Origin of the sequence: Streptomyces sp. Ru72 (assembly GCF_002920635.1) — a bacterium.
Taxonomy (GTDB): domain Bacteria; phylum Actinomycetota; class Actinomycetes; order Streptomycetales; family Streptomycetaceae; genus Streptomyces.
Map to the genome: position 1 here is coordinate 1 of NZ_PQSR01000072.1, position 24,287 is coordinate 24,287.

General features: G+C 71.2%; 19 protein-coding genes. 14 read left to right on the forward strand and 5 right to left on the reverse strand.

The window, feature by feature from the left end:
- The 5 genes from C3488_RS27395 to C3488_RS27415 form a co-directional block, all read left to right on the forward strand.
- Positions 1-786: 2-oxo acid dehydrogenase subunit E2 (locus C3488_RS27395; protein ID WP_181139216.1), on the forward strand; the 786-nt coding region annotated here is incomplete at its 5' end.
- A gap of 244 nt (positions 787-1,030) precedes the next feature.
- Positions 1,031-1,654, forward strand: a complete 624-nt coding sequence (locus C3488_RS27400) for a GntR family transcriptional regulator (protein WP_103843597.1) — start codon at positions 1,031-1,033, stop codon at positions 1,652-1,654.
- A 297-nt stretch (positions 1,655-1,951) separates the two neighbouring features.
- Positions 1,952-4,654, forward strand: coding sequence for a pyruvate dehydrogenase (acetyl-transferring), homodimeric type (gene aceE, locus C3488_RS27405; RefSeq protein ID WP_103843598.1), 2,703 nt, complete (start codon positions 1,952-1,954; stop codon positions 4,652-4,654).
- Between the two features lie 77 nt (positions 4,655-4,731).
- Positions 4,732-5,736, forward strand: a complete 1,005-nt coding sequence (locus C3488_RS27410) for a YafY family protein (protein WP_103843599.1) — start codon at positions 4,732-4,734, stop codon at positions 5,734-5,736.
- A gap of 56 nt (positions 5,737-5,792) precedes the next feature.
- Positions 5,793-6,311, forward strand: coding sequence for a DUF4240 domain-containing protein (locus tag C3488_RS27415; protein WP_103843600.1), 519 nt, complete (start codon positions 5,793-5,795; stop codon positions 6,309-6,311).
- 427 nt (positions 6,312-6,738) lie between these two features.
- Here C3488_RS27415 and C3488_RS27425 read toward each other — a convergent pair whose 3' ends face one another.
- Positions 6,739-7,506 carry a peptidoglycan recognition protein gene (locus tag C3488_RS27425; RefSeq protein ID WP_374955463.1) on the reverse strand — a complete coding sequence of 256 codons (768 nt, stop codon included), beginning with the start codon at positions 7,504-7,506 and terminating at the stop codon, positions 6,739-6,741.
- Positions 7,507-7,834: 328 nt separating this feature from the next.
- Here C3488_RS27425 and C3488_RS27430 point away from each other — a divergent pair, with 328 nt between their 5' ends.
- A complete protein-coding gene (locus C3488_RS27430) occupies positions 7,835-9,019 on the forward strand; it encodes a MarP family serine protease (RefSeq protein ID WP_103843603.1) in 1,185 nt (394 codons plus the stop codon).
- Positions 9,020-9,081: 62 nt separating this feature from the next.
- Here C3488_RS27430 and C3488_RS27435 read toward each other — a convergent pair whose 3' ends face one another.
- Positions 9,082-9,570 (reverse strand): GNAT family N-acetyltransferase, encoded by a 489-nt coding sequence (locus C3488_RS27435; RefSeq protein WP_181139217.1) that lies wholly within the window; start codon positions 9,568-9,570, stop codon positions 9,082-9,084.
- 71 nt (positions 9,571-9,641) lie between these two features.
- On the opposite strand from C3488_RS27435, the gene C3488_RS27440 reads away from it, so the two are divergent.
- Both C3488_RS27440 and C3488_RS27445 read left to right on the forward strand, forming a co-directional pair.
- On the forward strand, positions 9,642-10,544 hold the full coding sequence (locus C3488_RS27440; RefSeq protein ID WP_103843605.1) for a TIGR01777 family oxidoreductase: 903 nt from the start codon (positions 9,642-9,644) through the stop codon (positions 10,542-10,544).
- A gap of 189 nt (positions 10,545-10,733) precedes the next feature.
- A complete protein-coding gene (locus C3488_RS27445) occupies positions 10,734-12,104 on the forward strand; it encodes an NAD(P)/FAD-dependent oxidoreductase (RefSeq protein ID WP_103843606.1) in 1,371 nt (456 codons plus the stop codon).
- An 11-nt stretch (positions 12,105-12,115) separates the two neighbouring features.
- Here C3488_RS27445 and C3488_RS27450 read toward each other — a convergent pair whose 3' ends face one another.
- A complete protein-coding gene (locus C3488_RS27450) occupies positions 12,116-13,591 on the reverse strand; it encodes a regulator (protein WP_103843607.1) in 1,476 nt (491 codons plus the stop codon).
- Positions 13,592-13,834: 243 nt separating this feature from the next.
- Here C3488_RS27450 and lipB point away from each other — a divergent pair, with 243 nt between their 5' ends.
- The 4 genes from lipB (at position 13,835) to C3488_RS27470 (ending at position 17,345) form a co-directional block, all read left to right on the forward strand.
- Positions 13,835-14,632, forward strand: a complete 798-nt coding sequence (gene lipB / locus C3488_RS27455) for a lipoyl(octanoyl) transferase LipB (RefSeq protein WP_103843608.1) — start codon at positions 13,835-13,837, stop codon at positions 14,630-14,632.
- A gap of 379 nt (positions 14,633-15,011) precedes the next feature.
- Positions 15,012-16,001, forward strand: coding sequence for a lipoyl synthase (lipA, locus tag C3488_RS27460; RefSeq protein WP_103843609.1), 990 nt, complete (start codon positions 15,012-15,014; stop codon positions 15,999-16,001).
- Between the two features lie 278 nt (positions 16,002-16,279).
- Positions 16,280-16,477 (forward strand): hypothetical protein, encoded by a 198-nt coding sequence (locus C3488_RS27465; protein ID WP_103843610.1) that lies wholly within the window; start codon positions 16,280-16,282, stop codon positions 16,475-16,477.
- A 166-nt stretch (positions 16,478-16,643) separates the two neighbouring features.
- Complete coding sequence (locus C3488_RS27470) at positions 16,644-17,345, forward strand: DUF4191 domain-containing protein (RefSeq protein ID WP_103843611.1); 702 nt, start codon at positions 16,644-16,646, stop codon at positions 17,343-17,345.
- An 87-nt stretch (positions 17,346-17,432) separates the two neighbouring features.
- Here the strand turns inward: C3488_RS27470 and C3488_RS27475 are convergent, their stop codons facing one another.
- Positions 17,433-17,900: an RDD family protein gene (locus C3488_RS27475; RefSeq protein WP_103843612.1), complete on the reverse strand. Its 468-nt coding sequence runs from the start codon at positions 17,898-17,900 to the stop codon at positions 17,433-17,435.
- A 199-nt stretch (positions 17,901-18,099) separates the two neighbouring features.
- On the opposite strand from C3488_RS27475, the gene glnA reads away from it, so the two are divergent.
- Both glnA and C3488_RS27485 read left to right on the forward strand, forming a co-directional pair.
- Entirely contained in the window at positions 18,100-19,509 is a 1,410-nt protein-coding gene (gene glnA / locus C3488_RS27480) for a type I glutamate--ammonia ligase (RefSeq protein WP_103843613.1), read from the forward strand.
- A 179-nt stretch (positions 19,510-19,688) separates the two neighbouring features.
- Positions 19,689-21,209, forward strand: coding sequence for a cytosine permease (locus C3488_RS27485; protein ID WP_103843614.1), 1,521 nt, complete (start codon positions 19,689-19,691; stop codon positions 21,207-21,209).
- A 22-nt stretch (positions 21,210-21,231) separates the two neighbouring features.
- On the opposite strand, the gene C3488_RS27490 is transcribed toward C3488_RS27485, so the two are convergent.
- Positions 21,232-24,123, reverse strand: a complete 2,892-nt coding sequence (locus C3488_RS27490) for a SpoIIE family protein phosphatase (protein ID WP_103843615.1) — start codon at positions 24,121-24,123, stop codon at positions 21,232-21,234.
- Positions 24,124-24,287: the final 164 nt, after the last annotated feature.

The following is a 24,287-nucleotide window of genomic DNA, read 5'->3' on the forward strand; positions in this document are numbered from 1 at the left end:
GCCGCAGCCCCGGCTCCGGCCGCCGCCGCCCCGGCCGCGAAGGCCCCGGCGCTCGAGGCCTCCCCGCTGCGTGGCCAGACCATCAAGATGCCGCGGATCCGCAAGGTCATCGGCGACAACATGGTCAAGGCGCTGCACGAGCAGGCTCAGCTCTCCTCGGTGGTCGAGGTCGACGTGACCCGCCTGATGAAGCTGCGCGAGCGGGCGAAGGCCGCGTTCCAGGCTCGTGAGGGCGTCAAGCTCTCCCCGATGCCGTTCTTCGTCAAGGCCGCCGCCCAGGCGCTGAAGGCCCACCCGGTCATCAACGCCAAGATCAACGAGGCCGAGGGGACCATCACCTACTTCGACACCGAGCACATCGGTATCGCGGTGGACTCCGAGAAGGGCCTGATGACCCCGGTCATCAAGAACGCCGGTGACCTCAACATCGCCGGCATCGCCAAGGCCACGGCCGACCTGGCGGGCAAGGTCCGCGCCAGCAAGATCACCCCGGACGAGCTGTCCGGCGCGACCTTCACCATCTCCAACACCGGTTCGCGCGGTGCGCTCTTCGACACGATCATCGTGCCGCCGGGCCAGGTCGCGATCCTCGGCATCGGCGCCACGGTGAAGCGTCCGGCCGTCATCGAGACGGAGGAGGGTACGGTCATCGGCGTCCGCGACATGACGTACCTGACCCTGTCCTACGACCACCGTCTGGTGGACGGCGCCGACGCGGCCCGTTACCTGACGACGGTCAAGGCGATCCTGGAGGCGGGCGAGTTCGAGGTCGAGCTCGGCCTCTGATCCCCTCAGGGATACGGCTGTGCGACGCCCCCGCCCGGAGCTCTCCGGGCGGGGGCGTCGCTTTTGCCGGGTGTAAGCCTCGTCTCACCTGCGCAAAAGCGCCGGTATGCGCCCTTCCCCCAGGCGGTGGCGGCCGTATTGTCTAAACGTCGAACGCCCCCGGGGTCCCGCCCGTCGCCCGACCGCCACCCTCAAGGAGGCCCTTCGGGCCGCTGTATGGATCGCCCCTTTCTAAGGAGCCCTCATGACCGCGCCCGTCGTCCACTCGCTGCGCGAACAGATCCGCGAGCACATCGTGGAGGGGATCGTCAGCGGTCGCTGGAAGCCGGGCGAGCGGATCGTGGAGCGGCGGATCGCGACCGAGCTGGAGGTCAGCCAGACCCCGGTGCGCGAGGCCCTGCGGGAGCTGGAGTCACTGCGGCTGATCGAGTCGGCGCCGAACAAGGGCGTACGGGTGCGGAACCTGTCGGCGGCCGACCTGGAGGAGAGCTACCCGGTCAGGGCCGGTCTGGAGGCGATCGCGGCGGAGCTGGCGGCCCAGCGGCTGGCCGAGGACTGCTCGGCGCTGGAACCGCACGTGGCCGCGCTCTACGAGGCGGACCGCAGGTCGGACGGTACGGCGCAGGTACGGCACACTGTGGCCTTCCACCGGGAACTGGTCCGGGCGGCGGGCAACTCGGTGCTGCTGCACACCTGGGAGGGCCTGGGCATCGAGGTCTTCACGGCCCTGTCGATCCGCTGGCTGGGCACGGTCCAGCAGTCGTACGCGGAGGAACACGAGGAACTGGTGCAGGCGTTCAGGCGCCGTGACCCGAGGATCGCGGACCTGGTGAAGGCTCATGTGCTCGGCTGCGCGCCGAGGGCGTGACGTCTTTCGACACCCCGCGGCCACCCCGAACACCAGAGCGGCCCCACGCTCAGACGCACTCTCACCTGCGAGAACCCCGAGCCACAACGTCACCCGGTGCCAGCATTGGAGGCACCCCGTGCCGACTTTCTCGTGATCAAGAGGTTTTGCCCCTCAACCCTTTGATCGATCATCGATCAGAGAGTTAGAGTCCCCGATGGACTCTCACCGGAGCCCACGCCCTGTCCTGCCAAAGACCAAGGGCACCCCCGACCCTTACCGATGAGGGCACCCCCTTCGACTGAGGAAGGCGGCGACATGACCGACCCCCAGGCCATCCAGCCGAGCGAGCTCGACCAGCTCCCGGACCGCGATCCCGAGGAGACCGCCGAATGGCAGGCCTCCCTGGACGCCGTCGCCAAGGCGGCCGGGCCGCACCGTGCCGCGTACCTGATGCGCCGCACGCTGGAGCGCGCCGAGGGCACCGGCATCGCGCTGCCGAAGCTCCTCGAGACCGACTACGTCAACTCCATCCCGACCGCCGCCGAGCCGTCCGTGCCCGGTGACGAGGAGATGGAAGCCCGGATCACCGCCTGGAACCGCTGGAACGCGGCGGCCATGGTGACGCGCGGCAGCAAACACGGCGTCGGCGGCCACATCGCCACCTTCGCCTCCGCCGCCTGGCTCTACGAGACCGGCTTCAACCACTTCTTCAAGGGCAAGGAGGGCGACGGCTCGGGCGACCAGCTCTACATCCAGGGCCACGCCTCCCCCGGCATCTACGCCCGCGCCTTCCTCGACGGCCGCCTGACCGAGCAGCACCTGGACAACTTCCGCCAGGAGGCTGGCGGCAACGGCCTGCCCTCCTATCCGCACCCGCGCCGCCTGCCCTGGCTGTGGGAGTTCCCGACCGTGTCGATGGGCCTCGGCCCGCTCTCCGCGATCTACCAGGCGCGCTTCAACCGCTACCTCACCAGCCGCGGCATCAAGGACGTCTCCGCCTCCCACGTCTGGGCCTTCCTCGGCGACGGCGAGATGGACGAGCCGGAGTCGACGGCGGCTCTCGCGCTGGCGGCCCGTGAGGAGCTGGACAACCTCACCTTCGTCATCAACTGCAACCTGCAGCGCCTCGACGGCCCGGTCCGCGCCAACTTCAAGATCGTGCAGGAGCTGGAGGCCCAGTTCCGCGGCGCCGGCTGGAACGTCGTCAAGACGCTGTGGGGTACGGCCTGGGACGAGCTGTTCGCCCTCGACACCACCGGCGCCCTCGTACGCCGCCTGCGCGAGGTACCGGACGCGCAGGTCCAGACGTACCAGACCCGCGACGCCGCCTACATCCGCGAGGACTTCTTCGGCAAGGAGCCGGCGCTCGTCGAGATGGCGAAGCTGCTGAGCGACGACAAGATCCTCGAGTGCTTCCACGTCTCGCGCGGCGGTCACGAGGCCCGCAAGGTCTACGCCGCGTACAAGGCCGCCCTGGAGCACAAGGGCGCGCCGACCGTGATCCTGGCCCAGACCGTCAAGGGCCACACCCTCGGCGAGGGCTTCGCGTCGAAGAACGCGAACCACCAGATGAAGAAGCTGACGGTGGACGAGTTCAAGGCGATGCGCGACCGCCTCGGCCTGCCGATCAAGGACAGCGACTTCGTCGACGGCGTGGTCCCCTACGGCCACCCGGGCGCCGACTCCCCCGAGGTCCGCTACCTCCAGGAGCGCCGCGCGGCCCTCGGCGGCCCGGCCCCGGCCCGACGCGTCCACCCGGTGGCCCCGCTGCCGGCCCCCGCCGAGAAGGCCTTCGCCGCCTTCGACAAGGGCTCCGGCTCCCAGAACGTGGCGACCACCATGGCGTTCGTCCGCCTGGTCAAGGACCTGGTCCGCGACAAGGAGACGGGCAGGCGCTGGGTGCCGATCGTCCCGGACGAGGCGCGCACCTTCGGCATGGAGAGCCTCTTCCCGTCCCTCGGCATCTACTCGCCCAAGGGCCAGACGTACGAGCCGGTCGACCGCGACCAGCTGATGTACTACAAGGAGGCCGAGAACGGCCAGATCCTCAACGAGGGGATCACCGAGGCCGGTTCGATGGCCGACTTCATCGCCGCCTCCACGTCGTACGCGACGCACGGCGAGCCGATGATCCCGTTCTACATCTTCTACTCGATGTTCGGCTGGCAGCGCACCGCCGACCAGATGTGGCAGCTCGGCGACCAGCTCGGCCGCGGCTTCCTCGTCGGCGCCACGGCCGGCCGTACCACGCTGACCGGTGAGGGCCTGCAGCACGCGGACGGCCACTCCCCCGTCATCGCGGCGACCAACCCGGCGGCGCTGACGTACGACCCGGCGTTCGCGTACGAGATCGCGGTCCTCGTGAAGGACGGCCTGCGCCGGATGTACGGCGAGGCGGCCCCGGGCGAGGACCAGAACGTCTTCTACTACCTCACCGTCTACAACGAGCCGCTGCCGCAGCCCGCGAAGCCGGCTGCCCCCGGCATCGACGAGGGCATCGTCAAGGGCCTGTACCGCTTCAACACGGCTGAGTCCGCGGGCCTGGCGCCGGTTGCCAACGCCCCGCGCATCCAGCTGCTGGGCTCCGGCACCGCGATCCACTGGGCGCTGAAGGCGCAGAAGCTGCTCGCCGAGGAGTGGGGCGTGGCCGCGGACGTGTGGTCGGCGACCTCCTGGACCGAGCTGCGGCGCGACGCCCTGGAGGCCGACGCGGCCCTGCTGCGCGGCGAGGAGCGGGTGCCGTACGTGCGCCGGGCGCTGCAGGGCGCCGAGGGTCCGGTGCTGGCGGTCTCCGACTACATGCGCCAGGTCCCGGACCAGATCGCGCAGTGGGTGGAGCAGGACTGGTCCTCGCTGGGCGCCGACGGCTTCGGCCTGTCCGACACCCGTGAGGCGGCCCGCCGCCACTTCGGCGTCGACGCCGAGTCGATCGTGGTCGCGGCCCTCGCCCAGCTCGCGAAGCGCGGCGAGGTCAAGGCGGCGGCCGTGAAGGAGGCCCGGGAGAAGTACGGCCTGTAAGGGCTCGAGTCCGGTGAAGGGGTACGGCGGTCTCGCCGTACCCCTTCCCTGTCAGTGGTCCCCGGCATGATGAACCCATGCGTGCCGCTCGTCTGATCAAGATGGTGTTGCTGCTCCAGTCCCGGCCCTCCATGACCGCCGCCGAGCTGGCGAAGGAGCTGGAGGTGTCCGAGCGGACCGTCACCCGGGACGCTCAGGCGCTGTCGGAGGCGGGGATCCCGGTGTACGCGGACCGGGGGCGGATCGGCGGGTACCGCCTGGTCGGCGGGTACCGCACCCGGCTGACCGGTCTCGCGCGCAGCGAGGCGGAGGCGCTGTTCCTGAGCGGCGTACCGGGCGCGCTGCGAGAGATGGGTCTTCAGGACGCGGCCTCGGCAGCCCGTCTGAAGGTGTCGGCGGCCCTCCTCCCCTCGCTGCGCGACGCGCCGCGCACGGCGGCGCAGCGGTTCCATCTGGACGCACCCGACTGGTTCAAGGAGCCCGAGGCACCCGCCCTGCTCCCGGCGGTCGCGGACGCCGTGTGGGACGACCGGCCGGTCACCGCGCGCTACCGGCGCGGCGAGGACGTGGTGGAACGCGACTTGGAGCCCTACGGGCTCGTGCTGAAGGCGGGCGTCTGGTACCTGTGCGCGCGGATCGGCGAGCCGCAGCGGCCCGCCCCAGGGGATGGGGGGCACGGCTCCTTCCGGGTGTACCGCGTCGACCGCTTCACGGCCGTGGACGTGGGCGGGGAACGGTTCGCCCGGGACGAGGAGTTCGACCTGCCCGCCTTCTGGGCCGAGCGCGCCGAGCAGTTCGCGCGGTCCATCCTGCGGGCCGAGGTCGTGGTGCGGCTGTCCGAGGACGGCGTGAGGAGACTGCCGTACGCCGTCGGCCGCACCTCGGCTCGGGCGGCGCTGCGGGACGCGGGCGCCCCGGACGAGCGCGGCTGGGTGACGGCGACCCTGCCCGTGGAATCCGAGGAGGTGGCGCACACCCAGCTCACTGCGCTCGGCCCGGAGGTCGAGGTGCTGTCCCCCGAGGGGCTGCGGGCGCGTTTCGCGAGCGACGCCCGGCGGCTCGCCGGGCTCTACGCCTCCTGACGTGCCGGTGAACTCCGCGTGCGTCCCTTGCGCTGAAGGCCGATGCTGGTCCCGTGATGGACGAGATGGAGTTCTGGGAGCTGGTGGACGCGAGCCGCGAGGCCGCCGAGGGCGACCCCGAGGAACAGGCGGACGTGCTCGTCGAGCGGCTGCTGCAACTGGACCCGGAGTCGGTCGTGGACTTCGCCCGGCACTTCGAGTCCCGGTTCAACCGCTCCTACCGCTGGGACCTGTGGGGTGCCGCCTGGGTGCTGCTCGACGGGGCCAGCGACGACGTGTTCGACTCCTTCCGGTGCTGGCTGATCGGCCAGGGCCGGCATGTCTTCGAGGGCGCGCTGCACGATCCCGACTCGCTCGCCGACCTGCTGGAGGAGTTCGACGAGGAGATCGACGGCGACGGAGAGGAACTCGGCTACGCGGCGGATGAGGCGTACGAACAGCTCACCGGCACCGAGACGCCCGACCTCGGCATCCCGCCCGCGCCCGCGGAGCCGGAGGGCACGCCGTTCGACCTGGAGAACGAGTCCGTGCTGGCCGAGCGCTATCCGGGACTGTGGGACCGTTTCCGGGCCTGACGCTCACTCCCCCACTGTCGCCTCCGCTCGAGCGGGTGGACCCCCATCGCGCCGGCGGAGGGCCTCCGAGGGCAGGTAGGCCTGTGCCTGGCCGGCGCCCGGGAGGTGGGGGTGTGGCGCCCGTCCGGGGTTCGCCGCCTGGTGGAGCGGCGCCTTGTTGGCCTGGGCGAGAGCGGTCGCCCTGGTCGCGGCCGGGCCGAGGACGACCGCGGCGACCGCGCAGAGCACCGTCCACGGGTTGCGCACGGCCCCCCGCCCAGGTGCTCGTCCTCCGCGTCTCCGTACTGCTGCTGCCCATGATCCACACCTCCGGGTCGGCTGTTGCCGAAACCGTAGGCCGCCGGGCTCTCAGGATCCTGCGGACGACCTGTGGCGTCGCTGTGGACCGGGCCGAGGGCGGAACGGGACGCAGGGGTGTGACGGGCCCTCATCTCCTGCCCTGGAGGTGGGCCGCCTTCTGTCTGATCGACGGGAGCAGGGCGGTCAGGGCCGCACCGGGGCAGTTGGTCATGTAGCCGTCGTTGTGGCCGGCGAGGGCGGGCAGCAGGGCGGTCTTGCCCTCCTGGTACCGGCTCTGGCCGTTGCTGGAGACCAGCTCGACCTTGCCGCGCGGGTCGATGTCCGCGAGACCCAGCTTCCATGCGGCCAGGGCGGCGATCGCGTCGGTCATCGCCCGGGGTACGGACACGCCCTGGGAGAAGGTGCCGATGGCGGCGATGCCCGACGTGCGGTGGTTGAAGCCCTGGGTGTGGGCGCCGGTGACGGGGCGTTCGACTCCGCCGGCGCGGCCCTCGTAGATCGTGCCGCAGCGGTCGACCAGGAAGTTGTAGCCGATGTCGTCCCAGCGGCGGTTGCCGATCTGGCCCGCGTACAGCGCCCGGATGATGCGGGGCGTGTCGGCGCAGTCGTACCGGTTGGGCGAGGCGGTGTGGTGCACGAAGACGGCGACGACCTTGTCGTCGTAGCGCGGCGCCGGCCGGCTTCCGGCGCCTTCCTCCGCCTGCGCCCAGGCGGACCTCGACAGGATGCGGGGCCTGGGCGCCGTGTGCAGGAGGGCGGAGCGGGCGCCGACCGGCCGTGGGCGCCGTACCTCGACCTGGGTCTCGGCACCCGACGTCCCGATCAGCAGCGCGGCACCGGCGGTGAGTCCGGGCGTACAGCCGACCAGCAGCAGGACGGCGCCCGAGATCCGCACCGAACGGAGCGAACGGAGCGGGCGTCTCCTTCTGCCCCTTCGTGCTCTTCGAAAGACACGCATGGACCCACTGTCCATCCCCTCCCTCGCGTCCGCGATGTGTGGTGTGCCACCCGGTGGAACCATCGTCCGGGTCCAGGACGTTTTCACCAGTGGCGCGCCGCGCGGGTCAACCGGGCAACCGCAGGCGGGCCGGCGGTCCGGAGGTGGTCCCCCGGGTGGTGCAGCGCAGGTCGGCGTCGGGGCCGATTTCCGCGCGCCGCGTGCGTGGGGCTGATCACCGGGACCCCGCTGCGCGTACTAAGGGGTCCAAGAGAAAGGCGGCTTCGTGGACCTGCTCGACATCCTTCTGATGCTGGTGATCCTGGCCTACGCGGCGTCCGGCTACCGGCGCGGACTGGTGGCCGGCTGTGTCTCCCTGGCCGGTTTCGTGGGCGGTGCCGTCGTCGGCGTGTGGGTCCTGCCCTGGGTGATGCATCTGGTGACGCGGGGGACGACCGCGGCCACGGTGGCGGCGGTGTTCACGGTGCTGGTCCCGGCGGCGATCGGCCACGAGCTGGCGGGCCGGCTCGCGCTGAAGCTGCGGCGCGAGCTGGACCACGGGCCGCTCAGGGTGGCCGACGGGATCGGCGGGGCGGCGGCGAACTCGCTGGCGGTGCTGATCGTGGCGTGGGTGGCCGCCAGCGTCCTCGGCGCCTCATCGTCACCTCTGGTCACGGAGGCGATCCGGGACTCTCGGCTGCTGGGCGCCGTGCAGAACGTGATGCCGGACACCACCCCCACCTGGTTCTCGCGCGCCACCTCCGCGCTCACCCAGGCCGGCTTCCCACAGGTCTTCAACCCGTTCGAGAACGAGCCGACGGCCACGGTGGCCAAGCCCTCCGGGGACAACGTCACGCCGAGCGCGACGAACGCCGCCAAGCTGAGCACCGTCAAGATCGAGGGCGCCTCGGGCCTCCAGGGCCGCGAGGGCAGCGGGTTCGTGTACGCGGCGCGGCATGTGATGACCAACGCCCACGTGGTGGCCGGCATCGACCACCCGACCGTGCGCGTCGGCGGCGTCGGACCGGCGTACGCCGCCCGGGTGGTGCTCTTCGACCCCGACCGGGACGTGGCCGTGCTGTACGTGCCGGATCTGCGGGCGCCGGTGCTGCGCTTCGACGACAGCGCCAAGCGCGGTGACGCGGCCGTGGTCGCGGGCTATCCGCAGGACGGCGACCTGACACTGCGGGCCGCCACGGTGGCGAACAAGATCCAGGCGACGGGTCAGAACATCTACGGCACGAACACCGTCACCCGGGAGATCTACTCCGTCCGCTCCACCGTCCTGCCCGGCAACTCCGGCGGCCCGCTGCTCAGCACCGACGGCGAGGTGTACGGCGTGGTGTTCGCCCGGTCAACCTCCGACCAGGAGACGGGGTACGTGCTGACGGCCGACGAGGTGGCGGGCGACGCCCAGCGGGCGGCGAACGCCACGACACCCGTGGACACGGGCGAGCTCGTCACGTCCTGAGGGGTCCTCGCAGGCCACGCGCCCCGGGAGGGCACGGTGCAAGTGTTCCTGAGCCGCGGGCGTCACAAGGAGCGGCCCATGAGCACGTCGTCGACGTACTCGCCCTCGATCAGGAACTCCTCGGGCAGGACGCCCTCCACCACGAAGCCCTCGGACTCGTAGAGCTTGCGGGCGGGGGTGTTGTGGCCGAGGACGCGCAGGGTGATGCGGCGGGCGCCGCGGCGGCGGGCCTCGTCCTGGGCGGCCCGCAGCAACGCCCGGCCGACGCCGGCGCCGCGCGCCTCCTCGGCGACGGCCAGGCCCTGGATCTGCCGGACGTGGGAGTTGCAGGCGAGCGAGGTCGGGAACGCGAGCCGGACGTAGCCGACGAGGGTGCCGTCGAGTTCCGCGACGAGGTGGTCCCGCGGCCCGAAGCGCTCGTCGTAGAAGGGCCTGTACGGCGGCCGGGGGCGGGGCTGGACGGCGTGCAGCGGGGACCAGGTCTCCCGGTCGAGCCGGCCGAGCGCGTCCTCGTCGTCGGGGATGGCGAGCCGTATGTACGCAGCGGGCATGAAGGTCACTGTACGGCGGGGTACGCATGTCCTGACCGGGGTTTTAAGCGGCGACGGGCAGGATGGATTTCATGGAACTTTCAAGGATCGCCGTGGCCGGTGCGTCCGGACTCATCGGCAGGGCCCTGGTCCGGTCACTGGTGGCGGAGGGGCACGAGGTGGTGCGCCTGGTGCGTCGCGCGGCCTGGGGCGAGGACGAGGTCTGCTGGGATCCGGAGGGACAGTACATCGACACGGCCGGGCTGGCCGGGTGCGACGCGGTGGTCAACCTCGCCGGGGCCGGGGTCGGCGACCACCGCTGGACGGACGCGTACAAGAAGACGCTGCGGGACAGCAGGGTGCTCGGTACGGCGGCGCTCGCGGAGGCCGTCGCCTCCCTGCCCGAACCGCCGCGCGTCCTGGTGAACGCGAGCGCGATCGGCTACTACGGCGAGACCGGGGACCGGGTGGTCGACGAGGAGGCCCCGCCCGGGGACGGCTTCCTGTCCCGGATGTGCGTGGAGTGGGAGGAGGCGACGGATCCCGCGCGGGAGGCGGGTGTGCGGACGGTGTTCCTGCGCACGGGACTGGTGGTGGCCCGTGAAGGCGGCGCCTGGGGCCGGCTGTTCCCCCTCTTCCGGGCGGGGCTCGGCGGGCGGATGGGAGACGGTCGCCAGTACTGGTCGTTCATCTCGCTGTACGACGAGGTGGCGGCGATCCGCCACCTGCTGGGCACGGACGGGCTCTCCGGGCCGTTCAACCTGACGGCTCCTGAGCCGCTGACGAACCGTGAGATCACTGCGGCGATGGGGCGGGTGCTGCACCGGCCGACGCTCTTCTCGGTGCCCGCGCCCGCACTGCGGCTCGCGCTCGGCGAGATGGCCGGGGACGTGCTCGGCAGCGCACGGGTGGTGCCCAAGCGGCTGCTGGAGTCCGGGTTCTCCTTCACGTTCCCCGAGATCGAGGACGCGCTGCGGGTGGCGCTCCGGCAGTGACCGGTCGGCACGCCGACGGCACGAAACCTTTCGCGTTCGACCACATGCGACCGCCGTGCGACCGTGCTCTGTCGATGCGCGACTTCACTTGACCGTGCGTGGCTCTACCCTCGAGCAGAACTCGGGTATTCCTGAAGCCGGTCGCGGGCATGACGTCTTCGCCGACCGCGCAACCTCGAGGAGGGGCACGTGTTGAAGCCCGTGTATCAGGCGGACGTCGTCATCGTGGGGGCCGGGGTGGCGGGCCTCGCGGCGGCCCACCGGCTGACCAGAGCAGGAGTGAGTACCACCGTCCTGGAGGCCGCCCATGGTGTGGGCGGCCGGATGTCGACCGAGAAGGTCGACGGCTTCCGGCTCGACCGCGTCGGACAGCTCCTGTCCACGTCGTATCCCGAACTGGGCCTGACGCCAGGGCTCGAGGAGCTCGTCCTGCGCCCCTTCGCACCGGGGGTCCTGGTGCACAGCGGCGGCCGCCACCGGCGCGCGGGCGCTCTCCCGATGGCAGGGGGCGCACGGGGAGCGCTCAACGCCGTGCGGGCTCTTGCCGGTGCGCCCCGCCCGGGGAGCGGAACGACCGGCGTGCGGGCCCTCCGGCCGAGGGCGGCGGGGTCTCCTGCCGCGCTCGGCGGTGCCGTGGACCAGGCGCGACTCAACGCGGCACTGGCCCGGATGGCCGCGACCCCCGTGGAACGGCTGCTGGCGCGGCCCGAGTTGCCCGCCGGACGCGCGCTCGCGGCCCGTGGGATGCCCGCCCGTACGGTCGAGGGCTTTCTGCGTCCGCTGCTCGCCGCACTGTTGTGCGACCCGGAGCTCGGCATGTCGAGCCACGCCGCCGAACTCGCGCTGCGCGCCTTCGCGACCGGCCGGCTGTGCCTGCCGGAGGGCGGCGCGGAGGTGCTGCCCGAGCTGCTGGCGCAGGCGCTGCCGCCCGGCACGGTGCACACGGGCGTGCGCGCCACCTCGATCTCCACCACCTCGGTCACCACCGTCGAGCACGGCGAATTCCGCTGCCGCGCCGTGCTGTTGGCCACCGACGCCCATGCCGCCGCCGAGTTGCTGCCCGGGCTGCGCGTCCCCGACTTCCACCCCGTCACGGTCGTCCACCACACGATGGACGAGCCGCCGCCGACCGGCGCGTCACTGCTCCTCGACGCGGACCGCGACGGCCCGGTGGCGCACACGGCGGTGGTCAGCCTGGTGGACCCGTCCCGGGCACCGGCGGGCCGGCCCCTGGTCTCCTCCACCGTGCTCGGCGCGCCGCCCAAGGACGTCGACGGCGCCGTACGCGCCCATCTGACCCGTCTGTACGGCACCTCGACCACGCGGTGGGAGACGCTCGCCGTGCACCACACCGCGCGGGCCGTCCCGGTGATGCGGCCGCCGCACGACGTACGCCGGCCGGTGCGACTGCTGGCCGGTCTGTACGTGTGCGGCGACCACCGGGACACGGGCACGGTGCAGGGAGCACTGCACTCGGGCCACCGGGCCGCCTCCGCGGTCCTCGCGGACCTGGGCACGGCTCCGGCCAAGCTGGCGGACCCGCTGCCGACGGCGGCCTGAGCGGCCCGGGGTCAGTGCAGGGCGGCGACCTTGTCGCGGTAGCCGCGCACGGGGGCGGCGTCCTTGTACGGCTCCAGGCGGCGCTCGAAGTCCCGTACGTACTCCGTCGCCCGCACCGACCGCATCTCCGCCGCCTGCCCCGCGGCCTCGGCCGCGAGCTGGCACGCCTGGTCCAGCTCGCCCAGGCCGAGCCGCGCGGTGGCGAGCACGACCCGGCAGAACAGCCGGCTGCGGGCGTAGCCGGGCGCCCGCAGCTGCAGCGAGCGCTCGGCGTGCTGGATGGCGGCCCGGTACTGCTGCAGGTCCCGGTGGCAGTGCCCGAACTCGTCGGCGAGCTGCGCCTCGTCGAAGAACCGCGCCCAGTACGGGACCTCCTCGCCGGGCCGGGCGGACTCCAGCGCGCGCTCGGCCCGTACGAGGGAGGACGTGCAGGCGCGCACCTCGCCGAGCACGCCGTGCCCGCGCGCCTCCACGGCGTGCAGCAGCGCCTGCACCACGGGCGGCGCCGAGGTGCCGACACCCTGCTGTGCCACCCGCGCGAGCTGCACGGCTTCGCGGCCGTGGCCGAGGTAGACGGCCTGGCGGCTCATCGTGACCAGCACGTACGCCCCGTACATCCGGTCCCCGGCGGCCTGGGCGAGCCTGAGGGCCTGGACGAAGTAGCGCTGGGCGAGGCCGTGCGCGCCGATGTCGTACGACGTCCAGCCGGCGAGCCGGGTCAGATCGGCGGCGGCCGCGAACAGCCTGCGGCCGGTCTGCTCGCCGTAGGTGCCGCGGAGCATCGGCTCGGCCTCGTGCTCCAGGTAGCGCACGAGGGCCTGGCGGGCGTGGCCGCCGCCGTAGGCGTTGTCGAGGGCGCGGAACAGCTCGCCGACCGAGCGCAGGGCGGCGATGTCTCCGCCGGTGACCTTCTGGCCGGGGCCGCGCTCGGACTGGCCGCGCTGCCGGGATGGGGGTCCCCCCTGTTCGAGCGAAGTCGAGAACTTGGGGGATGCGGGGCGGCCCTGGGCCGGGACGCGGGGGGCGCTCTCGCCTCGGGCGACCTTGTCGTCGGGGCGCCCGATCAGCCAGTCCCGGCTGGGGACGACGAGCCCGGCCGGCGTGAACGCGATCTTCCGGAGCTCGGCGTGGCTGCCGGAGTCCTTGCGCCACAGGCCGCTGACGATGTCGACGGCCTCCTCGGGGGTGGCGGCGAACTCCAGCCCCGCGTACACCGGGGCGCAGGCGTCGAGCCCGAGGTCCTGGGCGGTGAGCCGGCGTCCGAGCCTGCGGGTGAACACCTCCGCGATCAGCGCCGGGGTGGTGCCGCGCGGCTGCTGCCCGCGCAGCCAGCGTGTCACGGATGTCTTGTCGTATCTCAGATCAAGCCCGTGTTCGAGGCCCAGCTGGTCGACGCGACGGGCGAGACCTGCGTTGGAGAACCCCGCTTCTGCGATGAGCGCGGCGAGCTGTCGGTTGGGGGTGCGCTGCGCGGGTCGTTCCGTCATCTGCGGTGCGGTCTCCTGCCTGCCACTGAAATCGTCTGTGAGCAGCCCTAATGGCCTGGTGGACGGCGTGAATGTAGCGGAGAGTGAGCAGACGATCGCAGTCTTCCGTATCCATTCATCCGATCGTGTGAGGATTGCTGGGTCGAGCTGACGGTGGCCCGGGCGGCACCCTTCTCCCGGGCCGGACGTACAGTGGCGTGGGCGCGTTTCGCGCCTTACGAGGCTTCTAGGGAGGCGCTTGCCGTGAGTGAGTTGCGGTTCGTCCGTATGGGGTTCGGGACCGATGCCGTCGACTACCAGGAGGCGTGGGACGAGCAGCGGCGGGTGCACGCCGCCCGCTTCGCGGACGAGATCCCGGACACCTGCCTGCTCCTGGAGCACCCTCCCGTCTACACGGCGGGCCGGCGCACGGCGCCCGAGGAGCGGCCCCTGGACGGCACGCCGGTCATCGACGTGGACCGCGGCGGCAAGATCACCTGGCACGGCCCGGGCCAGCTGGTGGGCTACCCGATCCAGAAGCTCCCGCGCCCGGTGGACGTGGTGGCTCACGTACGGCGCCTGGAGGAGGCCCTGATCCGCACGTGTGCGGAGTTCGGCCTGGAGACGACGCGGGTGGAGGGCCGAAGCGGGGTGTGGGTCCTCGGGGACCCGGTCGACCAGCGCCCTTCCCTGGGCGGTCTCTCCCTGGACTTCGACCCGCGCTTGCAGGACGAGGAGTTCGACCCGCGGTTGAACGGTCCGGAGTACGCGCCGTCGAACGCGGGGCAGCGGCGGGAGGACCGCAAGATCGCGGCGATCGGGATCCGCGTCGCCAAGGGTGTCACGATGCACGGCTTCGCGCTGAACGTGAACCCGGACAACGCGTGGTTCGACAAGATCATCCCGTGCGGGATCCGGGACGCGGGGGTCACGTCCCTGGCGAACGAGCTGGGCCGGGACGTGACGATCGAGGAGGTGCTGCCGGTGGTGGAGCGGCACCTGCGGGACGTGCTGGAGAACGCGGAGCTGAAGCCGCGGGAGGTCGAGCGGGCGTCGGCGTGAGGGGCCGCCGGGGGTTTGCCTCGCCCCCGCCGCCCCCACCCCTCCCGCCCTCCAGGCCCCCGCCCCTGAACCGGCCCCGCCCCTGACCCCCGCCGGGGGCTCCGCCCGCGCCCCCGCTCCTGAGACGCCGGAAGGGCTGGACTCAGCCCGTCCGGGGTCCCTCCTGCTCGAAAGGCCTGGGGGAGTTCGAGGACGAGCCGCACGGCCGACAGCGGGGTCTGGGGGCGCAGCTCCCCGGGAAGGGCGGCGGGGCGGAACAAGTCCCGAACACCGGCAGGGGAATGCACCCCACGGCCCCCAGGTTGGCCTCAACGCGGGGGCAGACAACCACGGGCGTACCCTGGTGTACGCCGAAGAATCGAAGCTACAGGGAGCCGACGTGTCCGCAGTCGCACCCGACGGACGCAAGATGCTGCGCCTGGAGGTCCGCAACAGCCAGACCCCCATCGAGCGCAAGCCCGAGTGGATCAAGACCCGGGCGAAAATGGGTCCCGAGTACACGAAGATGCAGAACCTCGTGAAGAGCGAGGGCCTGCACACGGTCTGCCAGGAAGCCGGCTGCCCGAACATCTACGAGTGCTGGGAGGACCGCGAGGCCACCTTCCTCATCGGCGGCGACCAGTGCACCCGCCGCTGCGACTTCTGCCAGATCGACACCGGCAAGCCCGAGGCCCTCGACCGCGACGAACCGCGCCGCGTCGGCGAGTCCGTGGTCACCATGGACCTGAACTACGCCACCATCACCGGCGTCGCCCGCGACGACCTGGAGGACGGCGGCGCATGGCTGTACGCCGAGACCGTACGGCAGATCCACCTGCAGACGGCGGACCGCGAGGCCGGCCGCACCAAGGTCGAGCTCCTCGCCCCCGACTTCAACGCGGTCCCGGAGCAGCTCGAGGAGGTCTTCTCCTCCCGCCCCGAGGTCTTCGCCCACAACATCGAGACCGTCCCGCGGATCTTCAAGCGCATCCGCCCCGGCTTCCGCTACGAGCGCTCCCTGAAGGTGATCACCGCGGCCCGCGACTACGGCCTGGTGACGAAGTCGAACCTCATCCTCGGCATGGGGGAGACCCGCGAGGAGGTCAGCGAGGCCCTGCGCCACCTGCACGACGCCGGCTGCGAACTGGTCACCATCACCCAGTACCTGCGCCCGAGCGTCCGCCACCACCCCGTGGAACGCTGGGTCAAGCCGCAGGAGTTCGTGGAGCTGAAGGAGGAGGCCGAGCAGATCGGCTTCTCCGGCGTCATGTCCGGCCCACTGGTCCGCTCCTCCTACCGCGCCGGGCGGCTGTACCAGATGGCCGTCGAACAGCGTCGGGCGGATGCTCCGCAGCAGGGCGGCACATACATCGCCGCACAGGCCGTCTGACCCGGCGGTCACCCTGATGGTGGCACCCCGTGCCAGTTTCCGTGTGTGAATCCGCACACAAGCGGCTACCGTCTGGTAGTGGCCGATTGACGCGGTCCCGGCCGTCCCCGCAGCTTGCGGGCACCGTCGGGGCCGCGTCCGGCTTTTCACGCCGCGCAGCAAGGCTTCATTGGCGTTTGACCGGTCGGTCACGTCCTGGTAACACCAAACAGTGAGCCTGGCTTTACGCCCCGTAGCACCCAGGCCACGAGCCGCCGACCCGAGGGGGGACCTCCACCATGCAGGCCGCACCCGTACGTGCCAACGCGATCCCGTCGTTCACCGATGCACTCCGTGCCATCGAGTCGTTGCTCATGAGCGGCGGCCAGCGGACCGCCCGTCGCAACGCCTGGACCTCCGTCCTGGAGGACCGTCGCCGCGCCAAGGACCGGGTCGAGGCCGAGCGCGTCCTCGAGGCCGCGGCGTCCCGCTCGTAACACCCGGTCCAGGCCCCGCGGTGTGGCGCTCGTCACGGCCACGCGGTCCCGCTCAGGGCCGTCACGCGCCGCCTCCCCGGCGCACCGGAGCGTCCCCACCGCTCCGCACCGCTCCACCCCGGCACTGCCGTCGTAGCCGCTTCCCGGGCCACGTAGACTGCGTGGCATGGCGAGGAAGGAAACTGCAGCGGACGCTGCGAACGCCGGGCGACTGAAGCAGATCGCCCTGACCTACAAGATGACCCGCAAGGCCGATCCGAAGATCGGTCTTGTACTCGCGGCTGTCGGAATCATCACCTTCGGTGTCTTCCTCGCGATCGGTTTCTTGATCGGCCACCCCATCTATCTCGGCATTCTGGGCCTCCTGCTCGCCTTCCTCGCGATGGCGATCGTCTTCGGACGCCGGGCCGAGCGCGCCGCCTTCGGCCAGATGGAGGGCCAGCCGGGCGCCGCAGCGGCGGTCCTGGACAACATCGGCCGCGGCTGGACCACCACCCCGGCGGTCGCGATGAACCGCAACCAGGACGTGGTGCACCGCGCGGTCGGCAAGGCCGGCATCGTCCTGGTCGCCGAGGGCAACCCGAACCGGGTCAAGAGCCTGCTGGCCGCGGAGAAGAAGAAGATGGCGCGCATCGTCGCGGACGTGCCGGTCCATGACGTCGTCGTGGGCACGGGCGAGGGCCAGGTCGAGCTGAAGAAGCTGCGCACGACGATGCTGAAGTTCCCGCGGGTGCTCACCGGTCCTCAGGTGACCGCCACGAACGACCGACTGCGGGCCCTCGGTGATCTGATGAGCAACATGCCGCTCCCGAAGGGTCCCCTGCCGAAGGGGATGCGGATGCCCCGAGGCGGCCCGAAGGGCCGATGAGCCGACAGGCCCGGATCGCGTCGATCGGCCGTCCTGAGACGTCACGTCTCGGACGGCCGATCGACGTTTCGGGGCCCGGCGGAAACCTCAGATCCTGACCTCGACCGTCCCCGCCATCCGGTCGTGCAGCCCCCTGCCGTCCCGGTCCCAGATCAGCGGCGGAACGGCCAGGCACAGCAGGAGCGTGCGGAGCACCGCGCGCAGGGGCGACACCCGGCCCGTGCCCAGGGCCACCACCCGCAGTCCGAAAAGACGCTTTCCGGGGGTGAAGCCGACCGTGCCGACCGTGAGGATGCCGAGCACGAAGAAGACGAGCAGCGCCCAGTTGCTCGTCGCCGGGGCGTAGCCGTGGGTGATCAGACCGTATGCGATCAAGACGCACAGGCCCCAGTCGACGGCGAGGGCGCCGATGCGTCGGCCGGGGCGGGCGATGGAGCCCGACCCGTGCTCCGGCAGACCGAGGTGCTCCCCGCGGTATCCGAAGTCCGCCCCGGCTTCTTCCATGGCCGCGCGGGGACCGGAGAGCCACGATCCGATTGCTTGCCTGTTGTCCACCCGTCCACGGTATCGCTCCCGATTCGGCGACCCGGAAGCCGGGGTCACGGAGGCACGACCCGGTTAACCTGACAGAAACAAATGGGTCATGCCTGAGAAACCGCCCGTCCCTAAGGTCGGCTTTCAGCGTGTGCCACCGCACTGGCCGCACGAACGAACTACCACCCCGGCACGGACGGTCGGGAGTAGGAGGAGCTGGATGTTCCAGAACGCCGACGAGGCCAAGAAGTTCATCGCGGACGAGGACGTCAAGTTCATCGACGTCCGCTTCTGCGACCTGCCGGGCGTGATGCAGCACTTCACGGTGCCGGTTGAGGCGTTCGACCCGGACGACGAGCTCGCCTTCGACGGATCCTCGATCCGTGGCTTCCAGGCCATTCACGAGTCCGACATGGCGCTGCGCGCCGACCTGTCGACCGCACGCGTCGACCCGTTCCGCCGGGACAAGACGCTCAACATCAACTTCTTCATCCACGACCCGATCACGGGCGAGCAGTACTCCCGCGACCCGCGGAACGTGGCGAAGAAGGCCGAGGCCTACCTCGCCTCCACGGGGATCGCCGACACGGCGTACTTCGGTCCCGAGGCCGAGTTCTACGTCTTCGACAGTGTCCGCTTCGCCACCAGCGCGAACGAGTCCTTCTACCACATCGACTCCGAGGCGGGTGCCTGGAACACCGGCGCCCTCGAGGACAACCGTGGTTACAAGGTCCGCTACAAGGGCGGCTACTTCCCGGTCCCGCCGGTCGACCACTTCGCCGACCTGCGTGCCGAGATCTCCCTGGAGCTGGAGAAGGCCGGTCTGAAGGTCGAGCGCCAGCACCACGAGGTGGGCACCGCCGGCCAGGCCGAGATCAACTACAAGTTCAACACGCTGCTCGCCGCCGCGGACGACCTGCAGCTGTTCAAGTACATCGTGAAGAACGTGGCCTGGCGCAACGGCAAGACCGCGACCTTCATGCCGAAGCCGATCTTCGGCGACAACGGCTCGGGCATGCACGTGCACCAGTCGCTGTGGAGCAACGGCGACCCGCTGTTCTACGACGAGGCCGGTTACGCGGGCCTGTCGGACACCGCCCGCTACTACATCGGCGGCATCCTCAAGCACGCCCCGTCGCTGCTGGCCTTCACCAACCCGACGGTGAACTCGTACCACCGCCTGGTGCCGGGCTTCGAGGCCCCGGTGAACCTGGTGTACTCGCAGCGCAACCGCTCCGCGGCCATGCGTATCCCGATCACGGGCTCCAACCCGAAGGCCAAGCGCGTCGAGTTCCGCGCGCCCGACTCCTCCGGCAACCCGTACCTGGCCTTCTCGGCCCTGCTCCTCGCGGGCCTGGACGGCATCAAGAACAAGATCGAGCCGGCCGAGCCGATCGACAAGGACCTGTACGAGCTGGCTCCCGAGGAGCACGCGAACGTCCCGCAGGTCCCGACCTCGCTGTCGGCCGTCCTCGACTCGCTCGAGGCCGACCACGAGTTCCTCCTCCAGGGCGACGTCTTCACGTCCGACCTGATCGAGACGTGGATCGACTTCAAGCGCACGAACGAGATCGCTCCGCTCCAGCTGCGTCCGCACCCGCACGAGTTCGAGCTCTACTTCGACGTGTGAGCCGGACAACGCCGCAGGGCGTGAGTGTCCTGTGAGACCTGCGTGACCTGGCCCCGCCGCCCTCGCCCGAGGGTGGCGGGGCCAGGTGCTGTCCGGGACCGAAGGCACAATGACCGAAGGCGCAATAGGGTCGAAAAGGCACAGACCAGATATCGTGCGCTTTCGTTCCGGAGACGTTCATGTCCACGACTCCCGACCCGGCGCTGGAGGTCTCCTTCGCCGACGACCCCAGAGTCGTCAAGGAGGCCGCCACCGAGGACTACTCGACGCATGTCGTACCGCTGTCCTGGCGATCCGGCCGCTGGTCGCTGGCGATGGCCTGGGGGGCCCTGTTCTCGGCCATGTTCTGGCTGTACGTCGCGGTGACCTCGGCGGACGCCGTCGGTACTCCGGCCACCGTTGTCGGCATGGCCCTGTCGGTGCTGACCTACGGAGTGGTGAACCTCGTGCTGTCCCGGTACGCCGCCCGCACGGGGCTGACCGTCGCGCTGCTCTCCCGTCGGCTGTTCGGCGTGCTCGGCTCGGCGCTCGCACCTCTGATCTTCGCGGCCACCGCTCTCTACTACGGCGTGTTCGAGGGATCCATCATCGCGGTGGCCTTCCAGAAGTACTTCGGCGGTGACATCAGGATCTGGTACCTCGCCGTGGTGCTCTACGCCCTGCCCCTGGTCATCGGCGGAGTCCGGATCTGGCTCGACAAGCTCAACGGAGTGCTGCTCCCGCTGTACGTGGCCGGGCTGGTCGCCGTCGTCGTCATGGCCACCGTCAAGAGGGGCTACCCGCACGACTGGCTGCACTCGGCGGCGGCCGGTGGAGCGCTCCCGGGCTGGCTCACCTCGTACCTGATCTACATGGGCGTGTGGATCATGATGATGTACACCATCGACTACGCCCGCTTCGGCCGGGCCGAGGACCAGGGTTTCCACGCGAACGTCACCTTCGGCTGGGTCTTCTACCTCTGCACCTTCGCCGTCAACGGCCTGATCGGCATCTACCTGCTGCGTGCCTGGCACATCGCCGGCTCCGAGACCGGCGTGGTGGACGCGTTCCTCCACACCCTCGGATTCGCAGGCGTCGCGGTGATCTTCGTGTCCCAGACCCGCATCAACACCGCCAACTACTACCTCGCCTCCACCAACCTGGAGGCCTTCGCCGCCCGCGTCCTGCGGGTCAGGCTGCCGCGCGCCGCCTGGGTCGCCGTCGCCGGAGCCATCGCGTACCTGCTCATGCTCACCGACGTCCTCGGCTACCTGCTGCGCGCTCTGGCCTGGCAGGGCGTCTTCGTCACCGCGTGGGTGGCCATCGCCCTGGTCCACATCGCGGTACGCGGCGCCGACCGCGACGGGCTGCCCGAGTTCCGGCCCCTCAGGCTGGCCCCGATCACGGCCGGAGCCGGGTCGTGGGTGGTGGCGTCCGCCATCGGCATCACCCTCACCGAGCAGACGGCGCACGCCGTGCTCGCGCAACTCGCGCCGCTGGTGACGGTCGCCCTGGCGGCGGGGCTGTACTGGCTGGCGCTCCTGTTCGGCCCCGACCCCGTCCGCTCCACCACCAGCAGCGACCCGCGCGACGAGGTCGAGGACATCTGGGAAGCCCGCGTCCGCTGCCACGCCTGCGACCGCTCCTACGTGGCGGTCGAGATGGACCGGACAGCCCTGCACCAGGTCGTCTGCTCCGCCTGCGCGGCGGACAGCCGCTGAGGCACACGGCCGCCGTGCGACGCTACGCCGCCACCATCTCCCAGGTCTTGCCGCCCCCGGGGGTGTCCGCGGAAGCCCGCGGTGGGCCGTCCGAACCACCGGAGATGGCCTGCTCCGTCCAGATGCACTTCCCGGCGGCCGTGTAGCGCGTGCCCCACCGCTGGGAGAGTGCCGCGACGAGCTGCAGACCGCGCCCGCCCTCGTCCGTCTCTGACGCACGGCGCATCCGGGGGGTGGTCAGGCTGCCGTCGGAGACCTCGCAGATCAGGCCGGCGCTGCGCAGCAGCCGCAGCTGCACCGGGCCCTTCGCGTGCCGTACGACGTTTCCCATCAGCTCGCTGACGATGAGTTCCGTCGTCATCGTCAGGTCCTCCAGCTCCCAGACGGACAGTTGCTCCCGGACGTGCTCGCGCGCCTGCCCGGCGGCCCGGGGGTCGTCCGACAGCTGCCAGGAGGCCATCCGGTCGGGCGCGAGCGCGTGGACGCGGACGACCAGGAGGGCGGCGTCGTCATGCGCGGCGAGCTGATCGACGGGCAGCAGTCCGGTGGTGAGGGCGTCACAGAGCCGTTCCAGATCCCCACGGTCGGCCGTGCGCAGGAGCCACTCCAGTTCGGCCATGCCCTCATCGACCTCGCGGCAGGGGGACTCGACCAGGCCGTCGGTGTACAGCACGAGAAGGCTCTCGTCGGGCAACTCCACCTCCACCGTCTCGAACGGTGGCTGGGCCACGCCGAGGGGCGGATCCGGGGACAGTTCCGGGAAGTACACGGTGCCGTCGGGGTGGACCACAGCGGGGGGCGGGTGGCCGGCCCGGGCGATGGTGCACATCCGGTCGGTGGGGTCGTAGAGCGCGAACAGGCAGGTGGCGTACGAGTCCTCTCCGAGGCCTCCGACGATGTCACTGAGGTGGCTCATGATCTCGTCGGGGGGCAGTTCCAGGTCCGCCAGGGTTTTGACGGCCGTGCGCAGCCGCCCCATGGTGGCCGCCTCGGACAGGCCGTGACCCATCACGTCGCCGACGACGAGCGCGACCCGGCCGGCCGACAGCGGGATGACGTCGTACCAGTCGCCGCCCACGTCCATGCCGTGCCCGGCGGGCAGGAAGCGCGCGGCGGCCGTGCATGCCCGCAGTTCTGGTAGCCGCCGGGGAAGCAGCCCGCGTTGCAGCTCCTGGGAACGCGTGTGTTCGGCATCGTAGAGCCGGGCCCGTTCCAGGGCGTGCGCCACGAGGGCGCTGATGGCGGTGAGCAGGGTCTGCTCCTCATGGGTGAGGCGGCGCGGCCGGTCGAAGGAGACCGTGCAGACGGCGAACGTGCGCCCGGAGACGGTCAGCGGAAGGAACGCCCAGGCCTGCTTGCCTGCCTGGCGTGGCTGGTCGGCACGGTCCGGGTAGCGCTCCGTGTACTCCTCGGTCGAGGAGATGAACAGCGGCAGCCCGGTCCGGATCGCGTCCCAGACCGGGTCGACCCTCGTCATCTGGCGGCCGTCGAGCCGGTCGAGAAAGTCCTGCGGGTAACCGACCCCACCGACGACGTGCGCCCGGTCGCCCTCCATGGCCAGCATGGCGAGGCCGGTCGCGCCGAACGGCGGAAGCACTCGCTGGGCGACCGCGTCCACCACATCCTGGGTGGTGGTGGCCTTGGCGAGCGCCGTGGTCAGTTCCGCGATCCGGGTCGAGCGCTCGGAGGCCGCGCGCACGGCGGCGGCCTGCTCCGCCTCGTGCCTCCGCTTCTCGGTGACGTCGGTGAGGTAGAGGGTGAGTCCGTCGGGGCCCGGGACGAGCCGGAGGTGGTGGCAGCGCCCCGCCTCCTCCGCCATCCGCACGTCGAAGCCGACGGGCGTGGCCTTGGCGGCGGCCTTCCGGCAACGGGCCTCCAGGCCCGGAACCCGCCGCATGGCGGGCAGCTCCCACAGGTTGTGCCCGAACAGCTCCTCCTCCGCAGCGCTGAGCGTGCGCTCCGCCTCCAGGTTGGCGAAGGTGATCCGCCAGTCGTCGTCCACCAGGAGGAAGCCGTCGCTCATATGGCGAAGCGCGCGGCTGAGCGCGTCCCGGGCGGTACGGGACTCGCTGCTGTCCCATCCCATGCCCACCATCCGGACCGGTTCGCCGTTGTCGTATTCCACGACCGATCCGCGGGACTGCGTCCAGCCGTAGCTCCCGTCCGGCCGCAGCACCCGGTACTCGGCCTCGTACACCGTCCTGTCGCGGATCGCCCGCTCCAGCGCGGCCAGCGTCCAGGGCAGGTCGTCGGGGTGGATGACCTTCATCCAGCTCTCGATGCGGGGCACGTAATGGTCGGGAGTGTTGCCGTACAGTTCCATCGCCGCCTCGTCCAGCAGCAGCTCGCCGGTGCGGATGTTCCAGTCCCAGGTCCCGACCGTGACCGCCTTCAGCGCCTGCCTGAGGCGGCTGCCGACCAGTTCCTCCTGCGGCGGCGGAGCGGGCGGCGGCGCCTGGCCCATCCACTCCTCGGCCCAGGCGACGACGCCCCGCAGGAACTCCCACTGTGCCCCGGTCGGCTCGCTCCCGGCGCCCGTCAGCAGGGTGAGCGCGCCGACCGTGCGGTCCTTGCTGAAGATCGGAACGGACGCGAGCCCGGTACCGGGCCACGGCCTCGTCGGCGGCCCGGGAGCGTCGGGGGACCAAGTGGCAACCCACACGCCCCGGCCCCCGCGTACGGCACTCGCCGGGACCGTCGGTCCCTCCTGGTCGACGATTTCCCAGGGGCGGGTGAGCGCCGGGGGCAGGCCGGTCGACGACACCAGCCGCAGGGCCGACATGGGACCGCGCAGATGGACGGCGCCGCCCAGCGCATCCAGCTCGGCCACCGCGTGCTGGAGGGCCAGCCGGAAGATCTCGCTCTCCGTGATCCCCTTGTCAGCGCTCGCGAGCAGCGAAAGACGCGCGTGCATATAGCAACGGTATGCCTGTGAGGTGCTCGATCGCGCGTCCGGCTCCACTGCCCGCCCGCAGGATCCCAGACGGACTCTTTGCCTGCCGTGGAGCCGTTCGGAACCGGTTCATGGGTCGGGTTGGGCGCACAATGGGGGTGGGACGAGTGCCTTACTGCGGGGTA